Here is a 20,348-nt window from a genome sequence, read left to right on the forward strand (position 1 = left end):
ATACCGTACGCCTATTAGTCCCTATAATTACTAATGAGATGTCACTCAAATAAAAAAGGGAGTATCCACTGTTTCGGACGACTCCCTTTACGGTAACGCTCTGTATATTAGCGTTAAAATGCGAATAGTTTTTATTACAAGTAAGTTATCCTAATGGGTGATATCACTTGCTATTATTCGTAGTTCTTCCAGCTTGGGAAGTTTTCTGGATTTAGATTTAGAATCTGACGAGCTTCATCTGGCGTCGCAATTTCCAAATCGTTACAATCAAGCATGCGCTTAGTACGCTCAACAAACTCTACATTCGATGTCGCAAGCTGACCACGGCGATAGTAAACATTATCTTCCATACCTACACGGATATGACCACCTAGTGCAATACACGCATTAATGATTGGAAGGTGACCGCGGCCAATACCTAAACCACCCCATGTAAAGTTGTTGCCCCAGTAACGACGAACTTCATCCAACATCTGCATAAGGATGTGAACATCGGCAGGTGAACCGCCAGGTGCACCTAACACAAACTGGAAGTGAGGACGAACAAACGGGTTATGTACTTCAGGTTCCCCTGCTTCGCGCGCCTTAGCATTAGCTTTGTCGATAGATTTGCGATAGAAAAGTACGTTGTGGATCATACCGATATCAAAGATTTCAATCTCCGGAGTAACACCAACCAACGGCATTTCTTTCGCTAACTTACCTAGGAACACAGGCGTATTTTCGAATACCGTAGTATGAGCCCAGTTCATAGTACCGGCATCAAACGTTGCGATTTCTGGACGTAGCTCTTGGAAAGGAAGCATACGGATTTCATCGGCAAGGCCTAAACCACCAGAAGTCGTCAGGTTTATAACGATGTCACATTCTGCTTCACGGATATAGCTCACTGTTTCACGGAACTTTGCTATATCCATCGTAGCATTCTGTTGATCATCACGAACGTGGATGTGAGCGATAGAAGCGCCAGCAGCGTGACAGGCGATGATCTCATCTGCTTCTTCACGTGGTGTTACAGGAACATCAGGAAACATATCTTTTTTAGGCCAAGCGCCAGTACATGCAACCGTTAGAATTCGTTTATTTTCTAAAGACATAGTGATTACCTCTTTATAATTTGTGCGTTAAATTTAACCGTATGACTAAACTTAACTTGAATTTGCCTAAGCCAGAACCCTATGGGGATCAGCTAAAACGTAGTTTTAAATTAACAGTAACTAGTGTGCTCATTATGCATTACGTTCAATTACGACAGCGACGCCCTGACCACCACCAATACATAGTGTTGCGAGGCCATAACGCTTCTCGCGTTTCGTTAATTCATGAACGAGCGTCACAAGAATACGGGCACCAGACGCACCAATTGGATGGCCCAGAGCTATTGCACCGCCATTTACATTAGTAATATTGGGGTCAAGATCTAAACCTCGACATACAGATAAAGCCTGTGATGCAAACGCTTCATTCGCTTCGACCAGATCCATATCACTAATATCTAAGTTGGCATTCTCTAGTGCTTTCTGTGTCGCTGGAACTGGCGCATAACCCATCGTTTCTGGATCAACACCTGCAGCACCTTGAGAGACAAGAGTTGCCAAAGGTTTTAGGCCCAGTTCATCTGCTTTTTCACGGCTCATCAATACCAATGCAGCCCCACCGTCATTCAAACCAGACGCGTTAGCTGCAGTGACTGTACCGCTACCATCACGGACAAATGCAGGTCTAGGTTTAGAAACAGATTCAATTGTGGCACCGAATTTTGGGAATTCATCGGTATCAACAATGACATCACCTTTGCGACCCGGGATGGCGTGGGCAACAATCTCATCTTTAAAACGACCAGAAGTAACAGCTACTTCAGCACGGTTTTGAGATTGAACCGCAAAGTTATCTTGTTCTTCTCGAGTTATCTCGAACTGTTTGGCTAGATTTTCAGCGGTAATACCCATGTGGAACCCGCCAAATGCATCAGTTAAGCCGTCATTAAGCATCGTATCCGTCAGTTGGGAGTGTCCCATTTTGACACCCGTACGGTGCGATTGTAGAACATGTCCTGCGTTAGACATAGACTCCATGCCACCAGCAACCACAATATCAGCCTCACCCAAACGAATCTGGTTTGCTGCATCCATCACAGCCTTCAACCCTGAGCCACAAACCATAGAAACAACGTTTGCTGTCTTCTCATTCGGAATTCCCGCAAACTTTGCAACCTGGCGAGCAGGGTTCTGGCCCAATCCACCAGAAAGGACATTGCCTAATACAACGTTGTCTACTTGTTCAGGAGTGATGCCCGCTTCAGCGATAGCCGCTTTAACAGCAGTAACTCCAAGATCAATGGCCGAAACATTTGCAAAAGCACCCAGATAGGCACCAATAGCCGTACGTTTCGCACTGACAATAACTACTTCTTTCATCATCAAAGCCTCTATTAAATCAGAAAAAGGCTTTTACGCGCCCATACAAGGTAGGTAGGTGAGCATGGAGCAACGTAGAAGCCGATTATTCTGTTAAAATTTAATTATTCTTAGTGGTCGCCGTATGGGTATACGCGGTCCGCTACATCGTTTACGTCATCGCTGTCGATAATAGCCATCAAGCGAGTCATCGAGCCGTCACCACAGTAAAGATTCAATGGCGCACCAATAATAGTACAGCGCTTACCAGCAATCTTAGCCACGTTGCCACCGACGTTTTCCCAGCCAACTTTACCGTTACCTAGAAGCAGTTTATGACATGGTTCCCATGTACCGTTGCACATGCCTTTCTCTTCAACCAAACCATAAAGCTCTTGGTATGCTTCTTCACCATGAATTTCTTTATAGATATCGCGATCGAAGTGAGCATACTCTTCGATGCCAAATTTAGCGATATACTCATCTTTCAATGGCAAACCAGAATAACCTTCTAGGTTCATAGATAGTTTCCCTGCACAACGCTCACCAATCGATGTGTGTAATGGATGGTCAAGTGCTTGCTGATCAACACCAAGTGCTTTGATATCGTGCTTCATACACCAGTGACCAACAGACGCGCCTACACCTGTTGCGTAGTGATAATACTGCTTAGAGTCATCCCATTGCCCTGACATGCCAGTATAGATAATAACAATCATGTCTTTCAGTTCTGCATGAGTTACACCTGTTTTTTCAAGTGCTTCATCCATATGTTCCGCTTTGATCAGTGTCCACTGCTCAAGGTGTGAAAGATCTAGACATACTGCATCACCACAATAAGCATTTAGGTCCATTTCGTGCGTATAACGAGCACGGCGGCCATCAAACTCAGTTTCAATAACGTGACGAGGTGAATCCGCGTGAGTACCACAGTGCATAGGCATTTTGAAGAACTGAGTCAGTACACCTGACTTAGCTAAACCATGCGCACGAGTGATCTCTGGCTGTGGGAAATAAGGCCATTGTGGTGACTGAGAGCCAACCGGATGTGAAAGATCGACAATGGTTTTACCCGCGAAAAAATTATGATTGTTGTTAGCCATTATGACTATCTCCTGAATTTATTTTCTGACCATAGATATTGGTCACTTTGCAAATTTTTACTTACTTTTCCATTGAACGACGGTATTTCGTCTGATCAATCAAATATTTAAATAGATCTTCTTTTGAAGCTGCCGCTTGATCAGGTGTCCAGTTTTGGAAGCCTTCTCCGGTCTTAAAGCCTGACTTACCCTCTTCAACCAACTTCTTAAGGGTTGAACTAGGCTCAGTACCAGAATAAAGGTGCTGGAACATATAATCGTGAATGTTCAAGCTAAGCTCTGTTGATACCATGTCTGCATTTTCGAAGGGTGCAAGCTGCGCGATACGAAATCCAAAGGAGTTTTTAATACACTCATCAATGGTTTTTGGGTCAGCGATACCTTGGTCTGCCATGTAGAAAGCTTCTCTCCACAGAGCATGTTGAAGTCTATTTGCCAGGAATCCTGGAACATCTTTTTTACACTCTGCAGGTGCTTTTCCACAATCTGTTAATAAATCCATTGCTGACTGAATAACGTCGTCATTGCTATCTTCGGTTCTGATAACTTCAACTAACGGAATTAATACCGCTGGATTCCAGAAATGCATGCCAATAACGCGATCTTTCTTCTCAACCGCTTCGGCAATCTCTGTAATAGATTTCACTGAAGTACCAGAAGCAAAGATACAATCGGGACGAGCATGCGCTTCCATTTCACGGAAGGTTGCGTGCTTGACGTCCATCACTTCAGGAACGGACTCAAATATCAAATCTGCATCAGCGTAAGCTTCAATAGCATCAGCCGTAATAGATATACGATCCAAAATAGTATCTTTTTGCTTTGCTTCTAATAGGCCTTCACGGATAAACATATCTAACTGAGCGGACATATCTTCAAACGCAGTACAGTTAGCAACGCTTCTTGTTTTTATTGTTACGTTACGGCCGCCACCAGCAAAAATCTGAGCGATGCCCACACCCATCATGCCTGAGCCACCGACAATGGTAATATTTTTAATATCGTTATGATTCATATATAAACCTTAATAAGTTGACTCGGTATTAACCCGCAGTACAGCCGCCATCAACATAGATAATTTGGCCATTAATAAAATCAGATGCAGGCGCCGCTAAGAACATAACCAACCCGATCATATCTTTAGTTTCTGCAACACGGCCCATTGGGAGGCGAGCAAGAAACGGAGCTATACGAGCTGGGTCTTCACAAATTTCTTGAGTCAGCGGTGATTTAATGAGTGTTGGAGCGATGGCGTTAACATTAATAGTAAAGCCTTCTTTAACACCCTTGATTGACCATTCCGTAGAAAGCTGTTTTGTCAGCGAATCTACAGCCGCTTTAGAAGCCGCATAAGCTGTGTAACCATCAGGGTGACCACAGAAGCCACGAACACTTGATGTATTAACAATCTTACCGAAGCCTTGTTTCATGAAGTACTTACCAAACACCTGACAAGGAACTAGCGTACCCGTTACGTTGATGTTCATAACTTGGTTAAAGTTATCTGATGGCATGTCTTCACCCGGTGCGCGGAAAGCCATTCCGGCGTTGTTCACTAGAACATCGATACGGCCATACATTTCATGTACTTTGTCAACGATAGCTTGCTGAGCAGCAACATCCGTTACATCACCAGTAATTGCGGTACATTCACCACCGACTTCGGCTACAGAATTAACGGTTTCTTGTAATGTTTCCAGACGACGAGCTGTGACGACAACTTTAGCTCCATGTAACGCGAATGCTTGAGCGTAAGCTGCACCTAAAGTACCGTTACCACCTGTAATAACCGCAACTTTATCTGTCAGATCAAAGCAATTTTTTGCGAAATCATTGCTCCAAGTGTTTGTCATAACCATTTGATATACCTTCTTAATTTTAATTTTAATTTTGTTTAAGTATTACACTGCTGTAATTGTGACAAGCACTCTTGCTTGGCTGTTGCCGCTGTTCCAAAGCTTACGTTTTTCGTTTGGTAGCATTGAAATCGAAGAATCTTTGCCACAGACAAACTGTTCACCAGACTCATTCTCAACCGTAAGTTCGCCTTCAATCACGAAGTAGGTTTTTTCTGTCGTCGCTCCGAATGTACCTTCACCGTACTGCCACTCGGCACCACCGTCAGCTTCAAATATGGAAAGACCCTGCCAGAACTTAGTTAGCCCTGTGTCTTCACCCTGGATTTTTAAACATACAACACCAAAATGACCTGGTGGTTCATATGCATTCACTTCTTGAATATTGATTGCTTTCATTATTCTTCTCCAAATACGGTCAATAAGTCTGAAACAATAAGCTCTGTGCCGGTTTTTTCTATTACCTCTTCAACAGTTGTGTTGTAGGCAATTTCTTTTAAAACCAAGCCATCTTTAGTAGGTTGGATAACAGCAAGTTCAGTAACAATAAGGTCGATACAGTTTGTTGCTGTAAGAGGTAACGTGCAGCTATCCAAAATTTTAGGTTCACCCTTTTTATTGCAATGCGTCATCATAATGATGACTTTCTTAGCACCATTTACCAGATCCATTGCACCACCCATGCCGGCAACCATTTTCCCTGGAATCATGTAGTTAGCTAGGTTACCTTCACGGTCCACTTCCATGGCACCCAATACAGTGGCATCTACGTGTCCACCGCGAATAAGAGTAAACGAAAGGGTTGAATCAAAGTACGCAGCGCCTTCAGTTGCAGTGACAGGCGTGCCACCTGCATTGGTCAAATCCCAATTTTCTTCTCCTTCGTTCGGAGTCGAATCGAGGCCAACCATGCCGTTCTCTGATTGAAATACAATGTGCTTTTCTTGCGGAACGAAATCAGCCACTGAGGTTGGCATACCGATACCAAGGTTTACCAAGTCACCAAGGTTTAACTCCTGCGCGACACGCTTTGCGATAAGATTTTTCATCGACATTTTGCTTACCTCACTATGAAATCAATAAGAACAGAAGGAAGGGTAAAGAATTTTTCATCTACTTCATTCGGTTCTGAAATAACATCAGGCTCAACAAAAACCATTTCAGCGGCCGTAGCCATTACAGGGTTAAAGTTAGCTGTTGTTTTATTAAACGAGGTATTACCGTAAACGTCAGTTATTGATGATTTGAGCAGTGCAACATCTGCTTTGATAGGCTCTTCAAGTAAAAATTCTTCGCCTGCAACCGTAACTTTTTGTTTACCTTCTTCAACCAAGGTGTTCAATCCAGTTTTGGTGAGCACACCACCTAGTCCAGCGCCAGCGGCGCGAATTTGCTCTGCCAGTGTTCCCTGAGGAATAAGATCAACTTCCATTTCACCAGAATTCATCTTCTCACCAGCAATTCGGTTTAAGCCTATGTGTGAGGCGATAAGCTTGGAAACCTGACCATTTTCAATCAGTTTTCCTACGCCTTTATTCGGTAGTCCTGCATCGTTACAGATGATGGTAAGATTTTTAACTCCAGATTCAGCAATAGCATTCACCAGCGCTTCTGGTGTACCAATTGTCATAAACCCACCGACCATTATGGTCATGCCATCTTTTAGTTTTGATGCCGCCTGCTTGGGTGATATAATCTCTTTCTTAAGCATCGTTGCACGTCTCTTTCTCGTTAAGTTGCGTCTCACTTTACTCTCATCTACAAGATTCAAAACAGCACCTGTGCAACCGCCCGTTCTATGGATGATTGGTCATGTTTGCCGTACTTCACAAAATTCGCCATTTCTTGCCCGGCTTCACAGATCGCAGTTATTTACTTGCATCTATCGAACGAGAGCATTCGATAGATGCAAGATTATTTTTAAACTATTGAGTGAATTTTCTAGGTAGTTTCCGCGTCGATAACTAAGATATAAACCAGCATGATAAAGACTTGGGTCACATCAACCCATCACTACTCATTCAACTAAAATATGAGTCAAAACGGACAAATTTATGCCAAGTGTTTGAACACAAAAAAAACGCCTCATCAGTGATGAGGCGTTTCATATTGAGTTAATCTTCCATAGTACTCATATCCCTTAGAGATTAACTTTCTGCTTTTTTGTATGAACCCACACCCTGTGCACGTTTACCTGTACCTTCTAGCGCCATGCGTTCAGGATCATAGGTCTTCTTAATGGATAGGAAGAAAATACCACAAAGCGCTGCAAGCGGAATAAACGTAATAAACGAAGCGCTGTAAGAGCCAGTCATGTCATTCATCACTGCCAAGTACGTCATGCCGATACTCATCATGACGACTTGAATACCATTAACCCAACGATAGATGTTAACAAACTCATCGCGACCGAACACATACGCTACCAGTGATGGCATAAGATTAGGCATACCACCTACACCTAGCGAGATGCAGAACAGAGCAATATAGATTAGGTAAAGATTGTCTGGTCCACCGAACGCGAACCCTGCTGCACCGACGAGGTACGCAAGTGAAAACACAGCGTTCGCTTTTGGTGTGCCAATCTTGTCATCTAGCCAACCCCAAACATAACTGAGTGGCATACCACCAAGAGCCATTGCGGACATCAAAAATAGAGCTGTATCTAATTCAATACCAGCACCTGTCAGAATTGGAATCACCTGGCTCATAATACCAGCCATCATTAAGCCACCGATAAGGCCCCATGCTAGCGCAACAAACCAAAACTCCTTACAACGAACAATTCTTGGAATTGTCCATGTAGATTTCGTGTTTCTTTCTGCAGCACGAATAGCTTCAACTTCTAATTTTTCTTCTTCTGTAAACGCTATTCCATCGGGATCAAAGCCGTGGTCTTCCGGTTTTTCCTTCATTGCCACAATACCTAAGACACCCCAAAATGCGATGAAATAGCCAAGACCAGCATAGAAATCTGCAAAACCAACCTCAAGGAAAATTTTCATACCAATCGGAGTAAACGTTGCCGTACTCAAAGGTGCTGCAATGGTTACGATACCAAAAATAATACCTTTATATCGCATAAACCAGTTAGCTATCAAACCACCTTGGATAAACATTAATACAGGCGTGATTATGGTTAGAATTGTCTGAATAACCATTATCCCCATCCAAGAATCAACACGTCCCATCATAGACACAGCGAGACCAGCGACAATGATTGCTGGCACACCTATCTTTTTGTAACCCATTTTCATGATAAGTGCACCGGCGATAATACCTGAGATAACACCAATCAATCGAACCGCTGAGATAGCCCCCATGATTTCGCCAGGTGGCATGTTGAACTTATCTATCAGTGCCGGCATTAAGATGTTCATGCTGTCCGGCCCTGCAATAGTTAGCTGCAGATACATAGTCACAAACACATAGATGATGACACCAAGCGCTTGCACCTTAAATCCTTTCTGGATAGCGTTCTCCATGACTTCCTCTCAAACTTTAATTAGTAGACGGATTAAAAACCTATGCAGCTACATTACCGCTATATACTACCGAGTAAAATCCCACCAATCGCATGGCTCTTTTCATAGGTGCGAATCGAATTTGATGTGCATCAATTTAGCTTGTCAATATATCGAAAGATGTGCTTTATTCATGACTGTGATCACTCTATTTCCGATAACAGTCCCACCTATAAAACAACACGCCCCATAGAAAAGACACTGACCTCTCATTTTTCAATATTGATTTTTAACCACCAGCCTTTGATTGAAAAGGCTCTACGGCTATATTTCAAAAAGGGTGAAGCCCTTAAACCCTAGTCGCGACCTAAGCCATAAAGTCGTTTCATCAAATGGCTATCGATGACACCAATATTTCGCTAACACAACTTAATATAGAGATAAAAAAGAACAATAGGTTTGAGCTTGAACAATGAAAAGGAAAATGAGATAGAACACGTAAATATAAGAAACCCCAGATATTTGTAACATCTGGGGTTTCTTTATTTTAAAAATAATCTTTGCTGAGCTTTAAGCTTAATCTAAGATGCCAACCTTCGCTCTCTCTTCGTCTTCATTAGGATAAACAAAACCATATTTTTCTCGGTAGCTAAGTGATGGTTCTGGATGCCATTTTTCAGGAATTGGATGAAGTTCTGATTGAACGTTACCCTCTTCATTCAGAGTTAATTTAACCCAAGCAAGGAAGTTCTTTTCGTCTCGATATGGGTAATCTTCACGGTAATGAGTACCTCGACTTTCCTTACGGGCCATACCGGCAACAAGCTTCATTTCAGCATTGAGCAACATATTTCGTGTTTCAATCGCATTACGCAGCTCGTGGAAGTCTTCAACCTTTAAATTATCAGCAAATGTGTTCTGCAAATATTTAATCTGCTGAAGTGCATTCTCCATTCGACTCTGTTCTTTCACGTACATAACAAAATACGGAAACATAGTACCTTGCATCACTCGAGTAACCCATGCAGGAGAGTAGCCTTTTTCGTTATTGATTGGCGCAAACATTTTCTGCTTCATCTCTTCAAGAAATTCAGGTGCAGGTACAGGTGTAGGTTGTGTTTTTACATATTCAGCAACAGCATGACCGGATCTCGCACCCTGCACAGCAGAGCCTGATGACGAAGAACCAAAACCTGCGTACCCCGCCCCATTTTGCATCGAACACATCGCGTCACCGGCAGCCCATAAACCTTCGATATTTGAACGACCATTGATATCTTGTGGGAAGACACCTTCACCTTTGTGATTACCCATACCAACAGTAGAGAATCCCATTTTTTTAGGTGCGCCAGTACCTGCTCCACTAAACCTTGGGTTTGTTCCACCAGGACCACGGCCATATTTTTCGTCCATTGGCTGTCCGCCCAAACTGATACCAACAGCAGAGTCGATTCGTAGACCCAGATTGGCACTGTTTAAATCTTCAGGGTTAAGTGGACCATCTTGACTTGGTGGACCACCGCCCAAACCAAGTACCGTTTTTTTACTAACCGCATCGCCAGACGCTTTATTTTTGGTTGAGTGATCCAAGAAATTGGCATTATTAGCCGGGTGTGCGTCGTTAAACTCTTTTCCAGATATCTGCGCACCCACACGAATAGCCATCGCATCACCATCTGCAGTTGTAGAGCTGCACGGATAACCCATACCGAGTGGTTTAAGTGATGAAGGTCCTGTACACAGAATGGTTGCTTTAGCAAGAATGGCATAAGGTTTGCCCGTTTCCATATGGAAACCAATACCACCAATAACTTTACCCTCTTCTTTGATCAGGTCAGTGATCATGACACGTTCAATCATTTTCACGCCAACCGATAAAGCTTTGCGGCGCATTGGATCACCTGCGGCACAATATTCAATCGAACGTGATACTGTTCCGTGCTGAATATAATAAGGACGCCCTTCTTCTGGGTGAGTCAGTGCCGTTTGAGTACCCCATTCCTGAACCTCTTGAAAACGATCCCAAGCTTCATCAATCAATAACATTGAGAAATCCTGATTATTGAGGTATTCGCCTGAAAGCTTAAACTGCTTCATGTAATCGTCTTTAGTAATTCCTGGCATATCGTGGTAGACAAACCAGCTGTTTGCCCAAGGTGTAAGCCCTGAACGTCCAGTTCGGCCTTTTACAACCATCGTCACATCTGCACCGTCTTCTGCTGCTTTTACCGCAGCAAAACAACCAGCGAAACCACCACCAACAACGAGGACATCGGTCTCTAGAGTTGTTAGTTCAAAATCTATTTTTTCACTCATAACAAGACTCCTTATTTATTTAGCGCTGTGCCGAGAGTAACAACATCAAAATTGTGAAGTGAGCTGACGTAAGCACCGTCTGTAATCTCAATACAATCCGCAGGACAATAGTGGGCACATAATCGACAGACCTGACAATCATCTACGAACGCGATGGTCGATTTACTTCCACAGGTAAGACAACGTTCAGCTTCACGTTGTGCTTGCTGGTAGGTGAGAGACTTAATCGTTTCTTCGAAGTTCTTCACTCGAATATCAACATCTACTGCTACTCTTTCTTGTCGTTGTTCAATATAAAGATTGTTACCTTTAGGGACATCTTTCGCGATTTCGCGTGAAAGTGCCGGGGTAACTTCTAATCCTTCATCTTTAAGAAAACGATCAACCGTTTGAGCCGCTTTCTTACCAGAAGCTAATGCGACAACAACCGTTGTAGGACCAGTTACCCCATCTCCCGCGGCAAACATATTTGCATCAACGTGAAGCGTGTTTTGATTCGCTTTAATATAACCACGTTCTGTCGTCGCGACTTCTTGTGGGACGATTTCTGCGTCGGCTGTTTGACCTATCGCCAAAATAATACCGTCAAGACCAAACTCTTCTACGATTTCTGAACCCAAACATGGGTTAAACGACATATCTTCATTTCGAGTACTTGAACACTCGACGAGGGAAACACCACTTATCTTACCGTCTTCAACAGAAAAAGAGCTCACACTGCGCTGGGTATGGAAAACCACGCCTTCGTCTTTCGCGTCTTGGATCTCTTCTGTCAGGGCAAGCATATTGTCTTTATGGCCGGGTTCAATACGCTCTAAACAAATCACGTGTACTTCTTTTGCACCAAGGCGGATTGCGGTACGAGCAGCATCAAGTGCAACACTGCCTCCTCCAATTATCGCTACGCGTTGAGGTGCTGCTTCAGCATCTCCAGTACGAACATCTTTCAAAAATTGGATAGCCGTATTGATACCACTCGCATCTGCACCAGGTACATTCAACTTCATAGGCTTCGCTGCACCTGTAGCGGCGATAAAGGCTTTAAACCCTTGAGACTCTAATTCAGATTTGCTGATATCTTTACCAACCGTGACACCGGTTTTAAACTCGATACCCATTTTTTTATAAAATTCGATTTGCTGCTCAATAATTTGATTAGACAGACGGAAAGCAGGTATCGAATATTGCAGCAATCCACCAGGTTTAGCCTCTTTCTCAAAGACAGTAACTTGATACCCTTTTAGCGTGAGATTATATGCTGCACTTAGACCTGCAGGCCCAGAACCAATTACAGCCACCTTATCGCCACTTGCTGTCACAGCAACCTGACCGTTATTCAGTACATAATCACCTAAATATTCTTCTAATCCATTAATATTAATCGCTTCGTCAACTTGACTACGAGTACATGCTGTTTCACAAGGATGAGGACATACACGGCCAGTTATGGATGGCATAGGATGTCGCGCTTGCAAAGCTAAAGCCGCATCATCAAGCTGGTTCATTTTGATTAGGTAGTGATACTCTCTCTGGTTCAAGCCTAATGGGCAACCGTCACTACAGGGAGATACTTCCAACTGTTTATCTGATGTGTCCAACCTAAACACATCCATAGGACAAGACTCCACGCAAGTGCCGCAACCTATGCAATCGTCAGTATTAATATTCTTAACAGGCATAGCTATCTCCTTTTACCTGATTCTTTTGGTTAAGCTGTTAGTTCACCCATCCCTTGTTTAGTGACCCATGCATCAACTTTGTAAAAACAAGGACTCTTGCATGTGCACCATCACTCAGTCAGAGGAAGATGATAATTTTCAAATTAGTTTCCTAGGGAAACTAATTGGGTAAAATTTTTAGGATGTCATGTTTGTCAGCATTTTATTTAACACTTTCTTGTAGATCTGAATTTCTTCACTGGTTGTATCTTCAAATACACTTTCTCTGTGTTTACCAATCAACTCACGCATCGGCTCTTTGAGTTTTTTACCTTCTGGTGTCAAATAAATATTTTTATTTCTCTGATCTTCATTATTTTGGACCCTCAATGCATAATTGTTAGATTCCAATAAGTTAAGTGCTTTAACAATGGAGATTTTATTCATTTTCGTTAATTCAGACAGGCGCTTCTGGCTTATTCCATCCTCTTCAAAAAGATACAACAATAAGTGAACCTGCTGACTAGATAAAATAAGACCATCATTCTTTAATCGCTTAACCAAGCCTTCCTGTAGATGCTTGTTAATAACACCTGTAAGGTATAAAGGGCAGTTGGTGGTGTAATCGTAATTCATTGTTTGTCGACATGGCCTTCTTTGTTAGTTTCCGTAGGAAACCAAATACCCATACCAATAGCAATGTTTTTTTTAATGGCTGTATAATTTTTATGCGTCAACTCTCATTTAGTCTATTCAAGATGATAAAGATAAATAAAAGTTGATAGGGGTGACGTGATTAAATAAATTTAGGGCCGATGACTGGCGAGTAAACGGATCTAAAACACAGGGCTAAGACACAGAAACACCTAACTTTGTCATACGACTTCTTAGCGTGTGAGGGTTGATATCTAGGATATCTGCAGCTCCGTCCCGACCTTGAATTTTTCCATTGGTCGATTTAAGCACACTCTCTATATGACGCTTGTTTAACTCGGCAAGTGTGAGTATTTCTTGTTCGCTACTTACCGACTCATTCTGTCTACTTGTCTGCTGTTTTTCATCCGAAAAAATAGAGAAAACGACTTCTTGATTACGGCAACTGATCACTGAGCGCTCAATAACATTGACCAATTCTCTGACATTTCCCGGCCAATAATGGCTCTGGAGATTGGCTATCTCACCGTGCGCTATTTCAGGTAATCGGATATTAAATTTCTCCGCGCATATTTTAATAAAGTGATCGACAAAAAGCGGGATGTCTTCTAGCCTGTTTCTCAATGGCGGAACGAAAATAGGGAACAGACACAATCGATAATATAGATCTGCACGAAACTCACCTTTTTCAACCATTGATTCTAATGATCGGTTCGTCGCGGCAATAATCCGAACATCTATATTAATGGTATTTTTAGAGCCCACTCGCTCAATTTCACCATTTTGTAGCACTCGCAGTAACCGTACCTGTGCTGCTTTAGACAGTTCACCGACTTCATCCAAAAAGATAGTACCGTTATGGGCTCGTTCAAATCGCCCGATTTTTCTTTCTGTTGCTCCGGTGAATGACCCCTTTTCATGACCAAAAAGTTCACTATCTAAAAGTGATTCAGGGATAGCGCCACAGTTGACTCTTATATAGGCTTGTTCAGCTCTCGTAGAGTTTAGCTGAATGGCTTTCGCTACAACATCTTTACCAACACCGGTTTCGCCATTAATCAATACCGGTGCATTGGTTGATGATACAGCCTCAATCTTTTGCACCACACCTTTAAGGCCACTCTGACTGCCAATAATGAGGTTTTGTGCATCTTGTTCCACCAATCTCTTTAGTCTTTCATGTTCATCCAACAATTTGGAGTGCATCTCCTTTACTGACAGATGCTGCAAACTATTAGAAACGGCAATACCAAAAGGTGAATCTAGGGTAGAAAATAACGTGGCATGTTCCTGAGTAAATCTATTTGAACCGGTTGCAAGCAAAACAATATCACAAATTCGTTTTTCTCCAATCATTACCCGTGAAACCAAATGTGAGTAGCTTTGGTAACCATAGATCCCACTAAGGTGCTCCTGTACTAACTCACTGATTGGGTCGTCTAAATAATTATTAACAATCTTAATATCATAGTTTGTCTCCCAGCGGGGAATATGACGCTCGGCTTCTGCAACCGGGATAAGAATATTACACAAGTGACCTTTATTTTTATTTGCTGTTGCCAATATCCGCAATGAACACAAGTTTTCATCCCAAAGATGCACAGACAACACATTGGCAGGCAACACATTTTGTAGGAATTGAATGCAGTTTTTTAAGCCATCTTCGATATTTAAGCTTCCCGTGAGTGCTTCGATGGCTTGCCTATAAAAGATGTTCTTATCCATTCGTTTAATCCCTTCAATTTGTCTATTCATTGCGCCATTAAATTTCGAAACACATCATAAAGTAAAATAGGATATTTCGTTATGATATTTCCTACAAGCTTGAAATATCATAACGAAATAGATTAAAACAAGCCATTTTCTTGATGTAGATCAACCAATTAAGCCCTGTTGATATGGCACGCAAATTGCCATAGGGGATTAGGTAGAACTAATCAGGAGCAGTACCCGTGAAAATAACAAAAATAGCTGTCGATAAGCAGTTTAAGACCGTGTTATGGGGTTTGACGCAAGCTATCAAACTATTAGCAAGCAGGGATAGAAAATTTAAATCTTTAATTAGCGAGAAGAATTTTTCTATCGCTATGTATTTACGTACCGCTGATATCGGTAGAACCTATATTTTTAAAGATGGAAAGATCACTTCAAAAGCTGGAAAGAATCCTTCTGCCGATATAAAAATGGTCTATGAAACAGCTGAAGATGCCATGAAGGTTATGGTGCCATGGCGTGATTATCAAGAAGTCATCGATATTCTTAAAAACTTTAAAATGGATGCCATTGGTGACGAAGAATATGTCATTCATTTCACTAAGATTCTTAGTGCTATTACCGATAGTCAAATTAAATATGGTGTACCGCAAGAAGACGGGACAACTCGCTTGGTAAATAACACCAACGGTGGTCCGGTTTTCGTTTATGTTAAAGATGACAAAATCATTCGCATCACTCCTATTGAGCTTGATGAAGACGATCCAGAACCATGGGTCATCGAAGCAAGAGGCCACAAATTCCAACCAACTAAAAAAGTGACCGTCAGTCCTCATACTCAAGGTATCAAGTCCACTATCTATTCTAAAGATCGTATTCTTTACCCAATGAAACGTGTTGATTTCGATCCTAATGGTGAAAGAAATCCACAAAACCGTGGTATTTCTGGTTATGAAAGAATCAGCTGGGAAGAAGCAACAGACATCGTTGCTAACGAAATCACACGCGTAAAAACAGAACATGGACCAGGCGCAATCATGAATGGTTCTGGCTCTCACCATACATGGGGTAACCTCGGTTATTGGCTGTCAGCTCGCCCTCGCTTCTTCAACGCAATAGGCACCTCTTACGTTGTACATAACCCAGATAGCTGGGAAGGTTTCTATTGGGGTGCTATGCACCATTGGGGAAACTCGTTACGGTTAGGCGCGCCAGACACCTATTCAACCGTAGAAGATGCGCTAAAGCACTGTGAAATGATCGTTTTCTGGTCAAGTGACCCTGAATCTACTAGTGGCGTATATGGCGCTATGGAAGGCACACAGCGTCGTCTTTGGGCAAAACAGTTGGGTATCGAATTTGTTCATATCGACCCATTCTACAACCACACAGCTGGTTTGCTTGGTGGTAAATGGTTTGGTACTAAACCGGGCTCAAGTAACGCAATGGCACTTGCTATCGCATATGTTTGGATGCAAGAAGGCCTATACGATAAAGATTTCGTTGCAGATAAAACGGAAGGCTTTGAAGAGTGGATGGAGTACGTCTTAGGTAACGAAGACGGTATTCCTAAAACCCCAGAATGGCAAGAAGCTGAAACCGATATACCAGCACATGATGTTAGAGCACTTGCTAGACGTTGGGGTAACAAAAAAGTTTACCTTGCAGCGGGCGGTTTGCAAGGGTTTGGTTCAGCATGTAGAAGTGCAACTGGCGCAGAGTGGGCTCGCTCAATGGTCTGCTTAATGGCGATGCAAGGTATTGGTAAGCCAGGTGTTAACATGGGCAACCTCCAACAAGGTACACCTGTTGATACTCGCTTCTTCTTCCCTGGGTATTCAGAAGGTGGATTATCTGGAGATTATGAAGGCACTGGTTTAGGTGTAAACATGTACCAGCGTATGCCTCAAGTCATGACGATTAATACCGTTAAGCAAAAAGTGCCTCGTTTACGGATTCCTGAAGCCATCCTAAACGGTGAAGCTGAAGGTTATTTTACCGATACTAAGTGTATCGAAGGTCAATTTTCCGATTTCAAATATCCAGCACCAGGCCATGCACCAATCAAAATGTACTACAAGTACGGTGGTTCTCATTTCGGTACCATGAATGAGACCAATCGATATGCACATATGTATCGAAGCGCCAATCTGGAGACCGTGGTCAATCAGTCTATCTGGATGGAAGGTGAAGCTAATTTTGCAGACATCATACTGCCAGCTTGTACCAACTTTGAGCGTTGGGACATCGGTGAGTTTGCCAACTGTGGCGGCTATATTGCCCACTGTTACACTCAGGTAAACCACCGCGTTGTCACCATTCAGCATAAATGTATTGAACCATTGGGCGAATCTAAGTCGGATTACGAAATCTTCTTGCTCATTGCTAAAAAACTAGGGCTTGGCGCGTACTTCTCCGAAGGCTCTTCAGAAATTGAGTGGGTACATCGCCTATTTAATGGTACTGATCTTCCGGATAAAATTTCGTGGAAGCAATTCCTGAAAAAGGGCTATTACGTTGTTCCACCACCAAAAGCTGAAGACCGAGACCCGGTTTCTTGGAACTGGTACTACGAAGGCAGAAAGAAAGATGTACCTGAGATGAATCCACTTCCTGGTGACTATAAAGCAAACTTTAAAGAAGGGTTGCAAACTCAAAGTGGTAAAATCGAGTTTGTTTGTAATAGTTTAAAACGTTTCGCTCCAGATGATCCAGAGCGTCCGATTATGACTAAATATATCCCATCTTGGGAAGGCCCTCATTCAGGGGAACTTTATGAGAAATATCCACTACAGATGATTTCTCCTCATAGCCGGTATAGTTTCCATACTATGGCTGATGGTAAAGATTCGCATATCAACGACATAGAAGATCATCGAGTTGAAGTGGATGGCTACTACTACTGGATAATGCGTATTAATGAACAAGATGCAGCGGATAGAGGCATCGTCCATCACCAACTTATTGAGGCATACAATGATCGTGGTTCAGTAATTTGTGCAGCTCACGTAACACAGCGAGTACCAAGAGGTACCACGCATTCCTATGAGTCCTCTGCATTGTACGAACCAATTGGAGTCCCTGGCCACTCTCCGGATCGTGGTGGTTCAGTTAATATTTTGACCCCTAGCCGAGCGATCATAAAGAAATCACACTCAACAGCCTGTAACTCATGCTTGATTAATATTCGTGCTTGGGAGGAAAAATAAAATGGAAAAATGGAACCTCATTGTAGACGTAGAGCGTTGCGAAAACTGTAATAACTGCTTTCTAGCAGATAAAGATGAATATTGTGGTAACAGCTTTCCAGGCTATACCGACGAGCAACCAAGACATGGGCATAAGTGGATTGATATTAAGCGCAGAGAACGTGGAAGCGATTCATTAATCGATGTGGCTTATTTACCAACCATGTGCAACAACTGTAAAGACGCCCCATGTGTCAAAGCGGCTAAGAACGGCGAAATCTATCGCAGAGAAGACGGCATTGTCATGATCCACCCAGAAAAAGCAAAGGGAGAAAAACGTCTTGTTAAGAGTTGTCCTTATGGTCATATCTGGTGGAATGAGGAGTTAAAAGTACCTCAAAAATGGTTCTTTGATGCTCACCTGTTAGATGCTGGTTGGAAAGAGCCTCGTTGCGTTCAATCTTGCGCCACTGGTTGTCTAGAGTCACTCAAAGTAACCGATGAAGAAATGGCAGAACAAGTCAAATCTCAAGGCTTGGAAGTCCTTAAACCTGAATTAGAGACGCAACCTCGCATCTGGTACAAAAATCTTTATCGCTTTAATAAAGAGCATATCGCAGGCAGCGTTATTACCATCAAAGATGGCTTAAAAGACTGCGCTGGAAACGCTGAAGTTATTTTGATGAAAGGCAATAAGGAAATAGATCGATTGAATACCGATTATTTTGGCGATTTTAAGTTCGACGATATCGAACCCAATTCCGGTGAATACCTAGTTAAAGTCACGCTTAATGACCTGACCTATACACAAACCATCGACCTAACAAACAGTATCAATTTAGGTGTGTTACTCATTAGTTAACATCTCTATCTTTGACTCCTTCTGTTGAGTTGTAACAACTACGTGGGCAGACACTATAATTGAGATTTCAATAAAGTGCCTGCCCATATTATATCTATGGTTTACCAAGAAGCATTTACTAGAGTCAGAGTAGGATGCCGGGGACTTTTATTTCCGCTGGTTTTGTTGTCACTAATAATTGTTGTGCCAGATCTCTGTGGTTATTGATAAAAAACTGCCTGAATTGCTGAACACATTGAGATGTTCGATTGCTGGGATGATAGTAAAGATTTAGGTACCACCTATCCGTCTCATATTCCGTTAATAAAGGAACAAGCGCTCCCTCATCAATAAGTGGGTTAACCATAAATTTGGGAAGATAAGCTATTCCCATTGACGACACGGCTGCCGCTACCACCATTACCGAATCTGATATTTGCAGTTTTTTATCAATACAAATTGGAATGGTTTCATTTGAATCGCGAAAAATCCACTGACCAGAATCAAAAAATGACCCCGAATATAGACAGCGATGGTTCGTTAGTTCTGATGGGATAAGAGGCTCACCATTTTGTCTAATATACTCAGGAGAAGCTACCGTAACAAAACTCTCTTCCAATAAGTTCGTCACATCTAAATGCTGAGGTTCTTCGCTCTGTCGAGTATTCGAGGTAGACGAGGACATAATAAAATCATGAAGATGGCTGTGCTCCATTGCCCGAGGGGTGACTACCAACTGTACTTCAACATTTGGATTTAACTTTGTGAAATCATTAATTAAGGTTAATACCAAACGTTCAGAATATAACGGGATAGGCGCGCAACAAATACTGACTTTGCCGATCGTCTCTGTAGCATAGTGTGTCAATTGATTGAGGATCTCATTCACATCTTCGTTGACTTGAGAGAATTGTTCGTAGAGAAATAATCCCGCATCCGTGATTTTATTGTCTACCTTACTTCCTTGGTAAAGTGGGATCCCAAGTTCATCTTGCAGTTCACATAACCAACGCGACCCCGTACTTTTTGATACACCGCATCGCTCTGACGCCTTTGTAATGGTTTTCATATTTACTAACTCGACAAAAAATAAAATTTTTGCCATAAGCTGTGGGTCAACAGGTTTTTGAAAAGAAGGTTTGTTTATTTCTGACACTAT

16 protein-coding genes are annotated in these 20,348 nt (G+C 42.3%); 2 read left to right on the top strand and 14 right to left on the bottom strand.

Features of this window, described 5'->3' with window-relative positions:
- Positions 1-173 precede the first annotated feature (173 nt).
- The 13 genes from PGX00_RS17200 to PGX00_RS17260 all read right to left on the bottom strand — a co-directional run bounded on the left by PGX00_RS17200 (position 174) and on the right by PGX00_RS17260 (position 15,172).
- The gene (locus tag PGX00_RS17200; RefSeq protein WP_272138860.1) at positions 174-1,097 is read right to left on the bottom strand and encodes a BKACE family enzyme; all 924 of its coding nucleotides are present in this window, start codon (positions 1,095-1,097) and stop codon (positions 174-176) included.
- 132 nt (positions 1,098-1,229) lie between these two features.
- Positions 1,230-2,417: an acetyl-CoA C-acetyltransferase gene (locus tag PGX00_RS17205; protein ID WP_272140892.1), complete on the bottom strand. Its 1,188-nt coding sequence runs from the start codon at positions 2,415-2,417 to the stop codon at positions 1,230-1,232.
- Between the two features lie 110 nt (positions 2,418-2,527).
- A complete protein-coding gene (locus PGX00_RS17210) occupies positions 2,528-3,499 on the bottom strand; it encodes a cyclase family protein (protein WP_272138862.1) in 972 nt (323 codons plus the stop codon).
- 61 nt (positions 3,500-3,560) lie between these two features.
- A complete protein-coding gene (locus tag PGX00_RS17215; RefSeq protein WP_272138864.1) occupies positions 3,561-4,514 on the bottom strand; it encodes a 3-hydroxyacyl-CoA dehydrogenase family protein in 954 nt (317 codons plus the stop codon).
- A 28-nt stretch (positions 4,515-4,542) separates the two neighbouring features.
- On the bottom strand, positions 4,543-5,358 hold the full coding sequence (locus tag PGX00_RS17220) for an SDR family NAD(P)-dependent oxidoreductase (RefSeq protein WP_272138866.1): 816 nt from the start codon (positions 5,356-5,358) through the stop codon (positions 4,543-4,545).
- Between the two features lie 42 nt (positions 5,359-5,400).
- Positions 5,401-5,754 carry a cupin domain-containing protein gene (locus tag PGX00_RS17225; protein WP_272138868.1) on the bottom strand — a complete coding sequence of 118 codons (354 nt, stop codon included), beginning with the start codon at positions 5,752-5,754 and terminating at the stop codon, positions 5,401-5,403.
- Entirely contained in the window at positions 5,754-6,410 is a 657-nt protein-coding gene (locus tag PGX00_RS17230; protein ID WP_272138870.1) for a 3-oxoacid CoA-transferase subunit B, read from the bottom strand. Before PGX00_RS17230 ends, PGX00_RS17225 begins: the two co-directional genes overlap by 1 nt.
- A gap of 5 nt (positions 6,411-6,415) precedes the next feature.
- The gene (locus PGX00_RS17235) at positions 6,416-7,126 is read right to left on the bottom strand and encodes a CoA transferase subunit A (RefSeq protein WP_322107883.1); all 711 of its coding nucleotides are present in this window, start codon (positions 7,124-7,126) and stop codon (positions 6,416-6,418) included.
- Positions 7,127-7,502: 376 nt separating this feature from the next.
- A complete protein-coding gene (locus tag PGX00_RS17240) occupies positions 7,503-8,840 on the bottom strand; it encodes an MFS transporter (RefSeq protein ID WP_272138872.1) in 1,338 nt (445 codons plus the stop codon).
- Between the two features lie 555 nt (positions 8,841-9,395).
- A complete protein-coding gene (locus tag PGX00_RS17245) occupies positions 9,396-11,135 on the bottom strand; it encodes an FAD-dependent oxidoreductase (protein ID WP_272138874.1) in 1,740 nt (579 codons plus the stop codon).
- Between the two features lie 11 nt (positions 11,136-11,146).
- Positions 11,147-12,814 (bottom strand): FAD-dependent oxidoreductase, encoded by a 1,668-nt coding sequence (locus PGX00_RS17250; protein WP_272138877.1) that lies wholly within the window; start codon positions 12,812-12,814, stop codon positions 11,147-11,149.
- A gap of 177 nt (positions 12,815-12,991) precedes the next feature.
- Positions 12,992-13,429 carry a MarR family winged helix-turn-helix transcriptional regulator gene (locus PGX00_RS17255; RefSeq protein ID WP_272138879.1) on the bottom strand — a complete coding sequence of 146 codons (438 nt, stop codon included), beginning with the start codon at positions 13,427-13,429 and terminating at the stop codon, positions 12,992-12,994.
- 213 nt (positions 13,430-13,642) lie between these two features.
- Entirely contained in the window at positions 13,643-15,172 is a 1,530-nt protein-coding gene (locus tag PGX00_RS17260) for a sigma-54 interaction domain-containing protein (protein WP_272138882.1), read from the bottom strand.
- 227 nt (positions 15,173-15,399) lie between these two features.
- Between PGX00_RS17260 and PGX00_RS17265 the strand changes: the two genes are divergently transcribed.
- Positions 15,400-18,369, top strand: a complete 2,970-nt coding sequence (locus tag PGX00_RS17265) for a molybdopterin-dependent oxidoreductase (protein WP_272138884.1) — start codon at positions 15,400-15,402, stop codon at positions 18,367-18,369.
- A 1-nt stretch (position 18,370) separates the two neighbouring features.
- Positions 18,371-19,210: a 4Fe-4S dicluster domain-containing protein gene (locus PGX00_RS17270; protein ID WP_272138886.1), complete on the top strand. Its 840-nt coding sequence runs from the start codon at positions 18,371-18,373 to the stop codon at positions 19,208-19,210.
- Positions 19,211-19,334: 124 nt separating this feature from the next.
- Here the strand turns inward: PGX00_RS17270 and PGX00_RS17275 are convergent, their stop codons facing one another.
- Complete coding sequence (locus PGX00_RS17275) at positions 19,335-20,345, bottom strand: LysR family transcriptional regulator (RefSeq protein WP_272138888.1); 1,011 nt, start codon at positions 20,343-20,345, stop codon at positions 19,335-19,337.
- Between the last annotated feature and the right edge of the window lie 3 nt (positions 20,346-20,348).

Origin of the sequence: Vibrio algarum, assembly GCF_028204155.1 — a bacterium.
Taxonomy (GTDB): Bacteria; Pseudomonadota; Gammaproteobacteria; order Enterobacterales; family Vibrionaceae; genus Vibrio; species Vibrio algarum.

Excerpts from the sequence above, each read along its gene's own strand:
- PGX00_RS17225 (WP_272138868.1), bottom strand. The coding sequence starts at position 5,754 with ATGAAAGCAATCAATATTCAAGAAGTGAATGCATATGAACCACCAGGT.
- PGX00_RS17230 (WP_272138870.1), bottom strand. The coding sequence starts at position 6,410 with ATGTCGATGAAAAATCTTATCGCAAAGCGTGTCGCGCAGGAGTTAAAC.
- PGX00_RS17210 (WP_272138862.1), bottom strand. The coding sequence starts at position 3,499 with ATGGCTAACAACAATCATAATTTTTTCGCGGGTAAAACCATTGTCGAT.
- PGX00_RS17270 (WP_272138886.1), top strand. The coding sequence starts at position 18,371 with ATGGAAAAATGGAACCTCATTGTAGACGTAGAGCGTTGCGAAAACTGT.
- PGX00_RS17200 (WP_272138860.1), bottom strand. The coding sequence starts at position 1,097 with ATGTCTTTAGAAAATAAACGAATTCTAACGGTTGCATGTACTGGCGCT.
- PGX00_RS17245 (WP_272138874.1), bottom strand. The coding sequence starts at position 11,135 with ATGAGTGAAAAAATAGATTTTGAACTAACAACTCTAGAGACCGATGTC.
- PGX00_RS17205 (WP_272140892.1), bottom strand. The coding sequence starts at position 2,417 with ATGAAAGAAGTAGTTATTGTCAGTGCGAAACGTACGGCTATTGGTGCC.
- PGX00_RS17250 (WP_272138877.1), bottom strand. The coding sequence starts at position 12,814 with ATGCCTGTTAAGAATATTAATACTGACGATTGCATAGGTTGCGGCACT.
- PGX00_RS17215 (WP_272138864.1), bottom strand. The coding sequence starts at position 4,514 with ATGAATCATAACGATATTAAAAATATTACCATTGTCGGTGGCTCAGGC.
- PGX00_RS17220 (WP_272138866.1), bottom strand. The coding sequence starts at position 5,358 with ATGGTTATGACAAACACTTGGAGCAATGATTTCGCAAAAAATTGCTTT.
- PGX00_RS17260 (WP_272138882.1), bottom strand. The coding sequence starts at position 15,172 with ATGGATAAGAACATCTTTTATAGGCAAGCCATCGAAGCACTCACGGGA.
- PGX00_RS17255 (WP_272138879.1), bottom strand. The coding sequence starts at position 13,429 with ATGAATTACGATTACACCACCAACTGCCCTTTATACCTTACAGGTGTT.
- PGX00_RS17240 (WP_272138872.1), bottom strand. The coding sequence starts at position 8,840 with ATGGAGAACGCTATCCAGAAAGGATTTAAGGTGCAAGCGCTTGGTGTC.